Below are 7021 nucleotides of genomic sequence, written 5' to 3' on the forward strand. Positions count from 1 at the left end.
CGGCGCGGCAATCCAGAGCGGATAGCGATGCGCCCTGAATTGCTTCGCCTTTGGCTCGCAATGACGGAATTGTGCCCTAACTCCGCATGCCCGAAGGGTAGCGCTGCTGCGCCTGAGGCGGGGCGAAAAGGCGCCCCTTCTCGCTGAACAGGATCAGCAACAGGCACGCAACGCCGCTCGCCAGCAAAGCCAGCGCCAGCGGGCGCGCCGTGCCGTCGAACGCCTGGCCGATAGCCGCGCCGATCAGCGCCGCGCTGGTCATGCGCACAAAGGTCTGGATTGAGCTCGCCGCGCCCGCAATGTGGAAGAACGGCGTCATCGCAATCGATCCGAAATTGCTGCCGATAAAGCCGAGCAGCGCCATGTTGATCGCCATTAGCGGCACGAACTCCCACAACGTCTCTTCGTGCGAAAACGCGAAATAGACCTGCACCGAGGCCACCGCGATGAAGGCGAACACCGCTGTGTGGCTGACCCGGCGCGCGCCGAAGCGTTCGACAATGCGCGAATTCGACCAGCTTGCGAGCGCCATCGATCCCGCGCAGATGCCGAAGACGACCGGGAAGATATCGGGGCGACCGAAGCCTTCGGCAATGAGCTGCTGCGAGGAGTTGATGAAACCGAACAGCGCGCCGAAGACCACCGTGCTGCCGAAGATATAGCCGATGGCCGAGCGCTCGCTCATCGCCGCTCCCATATTGCGCGCGATGGCGCGCGGCCGGATTGGCTGACGGTTTTGCGGCGCGAGGCTCTCGGGCAGGCGGAAATAGACCCAGGCGGCGACGATCGCGCCCTGCACCGCCATCGCAAGGAAGATCGCGCGCCAGTCGCCGATAGTCAGGATAAGCTCGCCAATCGAAGGGGCGATGGCCGGAACCATCAGGAAGATAACGAAGATAAGGCTCATCATGCGCGCCATCTTGTCGCCGCCCACCCGGTCGCGAATGATTGCAGGCGGCAGAGCGACGATCCCTGCGCCGAAGAACCCTTGCGCGGCGCGCACGGCCAAAAGCGCCTCGAACGAGGTTACCAGCGCGCTCGCCAGCGACAGCGCGATGTAGACCCCGATGGACGCGAGCACGATCGGGCGGCGCCCGAAACGGTCCGCCAATGCGCCAGGGATCAGCGCGCCCAGCCCGGCGGTGAGCAGATAGACGCCGATCACGAATTGCCGCTCATTGCCCGGCGCACCCAACGCCAGCCCCACATCGTCGAGCGCGGGCAGGATTGCATCGATGCCAAACGCCTGAAGCGCCATCAGCATCGCCATCATCCAGATCAGCTCGCCCTCCCCCATCACCCGCGCACGGGCGCTGGAACCAGCGGGCGCCACCTTTGCGGGCTCGCCGGGAGAGGAATAGCTTTTGAGCATGCAACCAATATCGTTCACCGCGGCGAAAGTTCCAGTGGGTGGCAGCGCAAAACCTTTCTTCCCCGCGATAAAGCGCGTATTTTCGCACGATGGATGATCGTCTGCAAAAGGAAGAGGATCAGGCGCAGGAAGACGCGCCGGAGGAAGGCGGCCTGCGCAAGATCATCCACGTCGATATGGACGCCTTTTTTGCGAGCGTCGAGCAACGCGATAACCCCGAATTGCGCGGAAAACCGGTCGCGGTGGGCGGTTCAGGCGGTCGCGGCGTCGTCGCCGCCGCCAGTTACGAAGCGCGCAAATTCGGCGTCAAAAGCGCCATGCCTTCCGTCACCGCCAAGCGACGCTGTCCGGACCTCATCTTCGTCAAGCACCGGTTCGAGGCCTACAAGGAAGCCAGTCGACAGATCCGCGCGATCTTCGAACACCACACTGCGCTGGTCGAGCCGCTCAGCCTCGATGAGGCCTATCTCGATGTGACCGAAGACCGGCTGGGCATAGGTTCCGCCACGCGCGTTGCCGAGATGATCCGCCAGGAAATCCGTGCCAAGACGCAGCTGACCGCCAGCGCGGGCGTCTCGTACAACAAGTTTCTCGCCAAGCTCGCGAGCGATCAGAACAAGCCCGATGGCCTGTGCGTGATCAGACCGGGGCAAGGCGCGGACTTTGTGGCGGGTCTGCCGATCCGGCGCTTTCACGGCGTTGGACCGAAGGCGGAGGAGAAGATGAAGCGGCTGGGGATCGAGACCGGCGCGGACCTCGCCGCCAAGGACATCGAGTTCCTGCGCGCCCACTTTCGCTCCATGGCCGATTATCTCTATCGCGCCGCGCGCGGGATCGACCTGAGGCCCGTGCGCGCGCATCGGGTGCGCAAGTCTGTCGGCGGGGAGCGGACCTTCAGCGAGGACAGGTCTTCGGGCGAGGAACTGCGCGAAACGCTCGAAGGGATCATCGATATCGTGTGGCAGCGGATCGTGAACGCGGGTTCGGACGGCAGGCCGCAGCGCGGGCGCACGGTGACGCTGAAGATGAAATACACGAACTTCCAGATCATGACGCGGGCCAAGTCGGTGAGCCATTGGGTCGAGGACAAGGCCGAATTTGCAAGGCTGGGCCGCGAACTGCTGGAAGAGGCGCTTCCGCTGCCCATGCCGATCCGGCTGATGGGCCTGACGCTTTCCAATCTCGACCGCGGCGAAGCGGAGGACGCGCCGGAGGGTGAGGACGCGCAGCTCTCGCTGCTTTGACCCTCCTCAGACGTCCTTGAGACCGCGTTGGCGCCAGATTTCGATGCGCTGCGCCGTGACGGGGCCAAGCGGTTCGGGCAGCGAATGCGAAGGGAAGAAGCGCGCCTCGATCACTTCGCGGTTGTCGGGCCGGGGGAACTCTCCGGTCACGCTGGTGAAGAGATAGCCCGTGACCGGGCAGCCCGAAATCTCTTCGTTGAGCACGCCCAGCGCTTCGACATGGCCAAGCGTGAGCCCGAGTTCCTCAGCCACCTCGCGGCGCGCGGCCGCTTCGGGGTCTTCGCCGCGCGCCACGCCCCCGCCGGGCAACAGCCAGCCTTTCGGGCCATAGGAATGCCGCAGCAGCAGGACATCACCGGTAAGGTTGGTGATCACCACCGTGCAGCCGCGGATCGGCGTCCGGCGCATCCGGCGCCAGATATGGCGCGCGCGATAGGCCGGCGGCAGCAGCGCGCGGTGCAATGGGGCGGGCAACCAGTCGAGCATGTCCCCATGCATAGCCTTGCGGCGCGATTAAAAGAAGCAGGTCACCGGCATCGTGTGCTGGCCTTCGCGCGCGGCCAGCAGCCGTCGGACCGGAAGCTCGTTCTCGCCCCTTAACGCCGCCTGGAACACCGCGCGTTTGGCCTCGCCGCGCACCACAAAGACCATATCTTCGCAGGCGAGCAGCGCCGGGATCGTCAGGGACACCCGCTCAAACGGCGCGTCGGGCGGCAGCGGGTCCGGCGTGATGCGGCGCACCGCCTGCTCGTCGCGCGGATCGGGATCGCTGCCGGGAAAGAGCGAGGCGATGTGCCCATCCTTGCCCATGCCCAGCCAGACCAGCGCGAAGCGCGGCATGTCGAAGCCCTCCGCCAGAGGGGTCACAAGCGCGCCGTGCGGCTCAAGTATCCGGCGCAGCATGCCGGTGTTCGACGCTTCGTGATCCTCCTCGACTTCGCGATCATCGGTCGGAAAAACCGCGATCCGGCTCCATTCGAGTGGCCGCTGTACCAGCCGTTCCAGAATGGGCCCCGGTGTCGAGCCCCCCGGAAAGGCGACCGCGATGCCGCCGGTGGACTTCTTCAGCGCGTGCTCAAGACGCGTGAAGAAGAAATCGGCAATTTGCTCATCGCTCGCGTGGTCGAGTGTCGTCACATTCGAGATGGGAGGCCGGGGAATACGCATACCCCCATAATAGCAAAAGGGCCGCTTCCGCCTAGCGGAAACAGCCCTTTGGTTAACCGACCCTTAGGACCGGTCTGTTTGGATCGGGTCGAGTGCTTATCCCAAACGCTCGTTGAGGAGCGAGTTGAGGAACCACACGCGTTCCTCGGCCTGGTCGGTCCAGTCGTCGATAAGGCCGTCGGTCGCGTTGTCGCCGGCGCGCTCGGCCACCTCCTTCATCGATTTGAGACGGTCGACCATAGCCGCGTTATCGTCGCGCAATTCGGTGATCATGTCTTCGGCCGACAGCGTCGCGCTGTTCTGGTCCTTCACCTTGGTAAGTTCGGCGATCATGCCCACACTGGTGATCGTGTCGCCGCCCAGTTTGCGGGCGCGCTCACCAATGGCATCGATCTGGTCGCGCACTTCGATGGCGTGCTCGTCAAACAGCAGGTGCAAATCGCGGAAGCGCGGCCCCTTTACGTGCCAGTGAAAGTTCTTCGTCTTTACATAAAGCGCAAAGTGATCAGCCAGAAGGCCGTTGATTTCCTGGACCATTGCGATCGTGGCGGAGTTGTTGGGGTCAAGCATAGTTGTCCTCCTTAAGTCTGTTGTCGCGCGCCAAAAGGCCCTTCGGGGCAGGGAACCAACGCGCTGTGTTTGTTCACCTAATCAACGGGAAGGGACGCTAATGGTTTCGAGAAAGATTGTTTTGCAGTGATCGTATAAATCGATCACGGCGCGCCGTAACGAGCGTTCAATCCGATGAAGACTGCCGCAATAATCGTAGGCAGCGCGAATCCGAACCGGATCCAGCCAAGGGGCCAGCGCGACAGGGTCTGAGCGCCCAGCGTCCACCCGATCGTGACCGTCGCCCCGCCGCCCAGCGCGCCGCCAAGCAAGGCTGTTAGAGGGTAAGGCGCGCCCACAGCGAAGGCAAAGACGACAAATCGCGCCGCGTCTCCCAATTGCCGCCAAAGCAAAACGAGCCCGATGGCCCCGAGCGAGCGCGTCGGCTCGCGCGGCGCGCGCGCCCGGACCGGCCAGGCAAGCTCGACAGCGGCAAGCGCGAGCGCAAACGCCACCAGCATGCGCGCCGCGCGCGAGGGTACGATCTGCGCCAGCGTCGCTCCGGCATAGGCCATGACACCCGCCGTTACCCCAGCGCAGACCAGGCCGAGGATGAGCAGGGGGACAGGCCGTCTGATCAGCGGATCGCCGCGCTCGGCCAGCGTGTCCGAAAGCTGCGCGATCACGATCTGGTCGCGCCCGCCCAGACCAAGGAGCGCCACAAGGATCAGGCAAAACAGGAAACTGTCCACGCGTCCTCCCCTACAGGCGCCGTCCATCGCGTATCCCTTAGTGCCCTTGGGTTGCATTGGCGATATCTGCGCCATGCGATCCGTGCACGGCGGTGCATCGCCTTGCGAGGCCCTTGCCCGGGACCTAGACACGCTGGAGAAATCGAGAGCACGCTCAAGAGCGCCGGGAGAGAATTCATGAAGCTTGAAAAAGGAATGGCCGCCATCGTCACCGGCGGCGCGTCGGGTCTGAGGCGCGCCAGCGCGGCGGCTCTGGCGGATGCCGGGCTCAAGGTTGCGATCTTCGATATCAACGACGACGCGGGCGAAGAGCACGCCGCGGCCATTGGCGGAACGTTCCACCATGTCGATATCATGGATGAAGCGAGCGCGCAGGCGGGCTTTGCCGCCGCGCGCGCGGCCAACGGGCAGGAGCGCGTGCTGGTGCACTGCGCGATGGCCTCCAAACGCGGCAAGACGATCGGCTACGACAAGGAAACCGGCGGCTACAAGCGCCTTGCGACCGAGGATTACGCCTTTGGCGCCGAGGGCATTCTGGTCGCCAGCTATCGCATGGCCAGTATCGCCGCGCTCGGCATGGCGAATTCCGAACCCCTGAACGCAGATGGCGAGCGCGGCGCGATCATCCTGACGGCCAGTGTCGCCGCGCAGGACGGCCAGATCGGTCAGGTCATCTACGGATCGTGCAAATCGGGCGTAAACGGGATGGTCCTGCCCATGGCGCGCGACCTGATGGATCTGGGTATCCGGGTAAACTCGGTGATGCCGGGGATCTTCGCCACCCCGTTGATGCTTGGCATGAAGGACCGCAACCCGCAAATGTGGGACCAGTTGAACGCCAGCGTGCCCTTCCCCAAGCGCCTTGGCGAGCCCGAGGAATTCGCCTCGCTGATCGTGGAGATCGCGCGCAACACCTATATCAACGGCCATCAATTCCGGCTGGATGGCGCGATCCGCATGCCACCGAAATGATCGCTGGATCGGATCGGAAATCGCGCACGCGCCATGGTCTAGGAAAGACGAATCGTTCGCGATGAGCTACACTTGTCCGGGCTGAACCGGAGGGCGGCATGCGGATACTGAACTGGAACATTGAATGGATGAACAAGTGGTTCTCCGGCAATTCCGATCCGCAATGGAAAGGGCCAGCTTCCTTCAGAGCCGCTTCACGCGAAGCCGCGCAGCGCGTGGCCAATGTCATCACCACCATCGATCCCGATCTGATCTGCCTTCAGGAAGGGCCAAGCGCGCAGGAAGAGATGGCCCTGTTCATTCGGGATTTCCTTTCCGATGGCCAAGGCAACCCCTTGTACACCGGCCTGATCGGCAAGGATGGGGGCGCGCAGAAGCTTTACGGACTTCGCAAGGTCGGCGGCCTTGTCACACACATGGATTACGCGCTCGACGAGGCGACGATAGAGCTTGAGGAATCCTGGGACGCCGATGTCGATGGTGATCTGATGCTCTCACCTTATGATTTTACGCGCCAACCTCTGGTGCTTGAAGTGGACGGGACGGGCATCCAGCCGTTCACGATCGTCAATCTTCACACCAAGTCCAAGCATGTCCATGGCGGCCAACAGGCGTTCAACGATCCCGCGCGACGGCAGGAGTTTGTCGCGGCGGCGATCAAGGCGCGGCGGCGCATATCCGCCGAAGGCTATCGCCTGCGTCGCTATCTCGACCGGAAATTGCAGGCCGATAACAACGCGCGGATCGTGGTAACCGGCGATTTCAACGACGGACCGGGCCATGACTTCTTCGAGCGTTCCTTCCTCACGCACAACGTCGCGGACATCGTGCTGGGGAGCACTTTCTACCCGCGCCTGATATTCAACCATCCGCTGATCGAGCGGGTCGAGCCGCCCTTGCTCTTCACCGCGCGGTTCGACGATTTTGTCGATGGCGTGATGGACCGCCCCCTATTGCTCGATCAT

General features: G+C 63.5%; 8 protein-coding genes. 3 read left to right on the forward strand and 5 right to left on the reverse strand.

Annotated features, from left to right (window positions below; genetic code table 11):
* Nucleotides 1–76: 76 nt before the first annotated feature.
* Nucleotides 77–1297 carry a multidrug effflux MFS transporter gene (locus QNI87_RS14915; protein WP_300597990.1) on the reverse strand — a complete coding sequence of 407 codons (1221 nt, stop codon included), beginning with the start codon at nucleotides 1295–1297 and terminating at the stop codon, nucleotides 77–79.
* 164 nt (nucleotides 1298–1461) lie between these two features.
* Here QNI87_RS14915 and dinB point away from each other — a divergent pair, with 164 nt between their 5' ends.
* A complete protein-coding gene (gene dinB, locus QNI87_RS14920; RefSeq protein WP_300597970.1) occupies nucleotides 1462–2616 on the forward strand; it encodes a DNA polymerase IV in 1155 nt (384 codons plus the stop codon).
* Nucleotides 2617–2622: 6 nt separating this feature from the next.
* Here dinB and QNI87_RS14925 read toward each other — a convergent pair whose 3' ends face one another.
* The 4 genes from QNI87_RS14925 to QNI87_RS14940 form a co-directional block, all read right to left on the reverse strand.
* Complete coding sequence (locus tag QNI87_RS14925; protein ID WP_300597972.1) at nucleotides 2623–3102, reverse strand: NUDIX domain-containing protein; 480 nt, start codon at nucleotides 3100–3102, stop codon at nucleotides 2623–2625.
* A gap of 27 nt (nucleotides 3103–3129) precedes the next feature.
* Complete coding sequence (locus tag QNI87_RS14930; protein ID WP_300597974.1) at nucleotides 3130–3783, reverse strand: 6-phosphogluconolactonase; 654 nt, start codon at nucleotides 3781–3783, stop codon at nucleotides 3130–3132.
* 96 nt (nucleotides 3784–3879) lie between these two features.
* Nucleotides 3880–4353 (reverse strand): DNA starvation/stationary phase protection protein, encoded by a 474-nt coding sequence (locus QNI87_RS14935; RefSeq protein WP_300597976.1) that lies wholly within the window; start codon nucleotides 4351–4353, stop codon nucleotides 3880–3882.
* A 143-nt stretch (nucleotides 4354–4496) separates the two neighbouring features.
* A complete protein-coding gene (locus QNI87_RS14940) occupies nucleotides 4497–5084 on the reverse strand; it encodes a hypothetical protein (protein ID WP_300597978.1) in 588 nt (195 codons plus the stop codon).
* A 177-nt stretch (nucleotides 5085–5261) separates the two neighbouring features.
* On the opposite strand from QNI87_RS14940, the gene QNI87_RS14945 reads away from it, so the two are divergent.
* Both QNI87_RS14945 and QNI87_RS14950 read left to right on the forward strand, forming a co-directional pair.
* A complete protein-coding gene (locus QNI87_RS14945) occupies nucleotides 5262–6056 on the forward strand; it encodes an SDR family oxidoreductase (RefSeq protein WP_300597980.1) in 795 nt (264 codons plus the stop codon).
* A 98-nt stretch (nucleotides 6057–6154) separates the two neighbouring features.
* Nucleotides 6155–7021, forward strand: an 867-nt coding sequence (locus QNI87_RS14950) for an endonuclease/exonuclease/phosphatase family protein (protein WP_300597982.1), incomplete at its 3' end; no start/stop codon positions are given.

Origin of the sequence: Erythrobacter sp. (assembly GCF_030066995.1) — a bacterium.
GTDB lineage: Bacteria > Pseudomonadota > Alphaproteobacteria > Sphingomonadales > Sphingomonadaceae > Erythrobacter.

Excerpts from the sequence above, each read along its gene's own strand:
- dinB (WP_300597970.1), top strand. The coding sequence starts at position 1,462 with ATGGATGATCGTCTGCAAAAGGAAGAGGATCAGGCGCAGGAAGACGCG.
- QNI87_RS14915 (WP_300597990.1), bottom strand. The coding sequence starts at position 1,297 with ATGGGGGAGGGCGAGCTGATCTGGATGATGGCGATGCTGATGGCGCTT.
- QNI87_RS14925 (WP_300597972.1), bottom strand. The coding sequence starts at position 3,102 with ATGCTCGACTGGTTGCCCGCCCCATTGCACCGCGCGCTGCTGCCGCCG.
- QNI87_RS14930 (WP_300597974.1), bottom strand. The coding sequence starts at position 3,783 with ATGCGTATTCCCCGGCCTCCCATCTCGAATGTGACGACACTCGACCAC.
- QNI87_RS14945 (WP_300597980.1), top strand. The coding sequence starts at position 5,262 with ATGAAGCTTGAAAAAGGAATGGCCGCCATCGTCACCGGCGGCGCGTCG.
- QNI87_RS14935 (WP_300597976.1), bottom strand. The coding sequence starts at position 4,353 with ATGCTTGACCCCAACAACTCCGCCACGATCGCAATGGTCCAGGAAATC.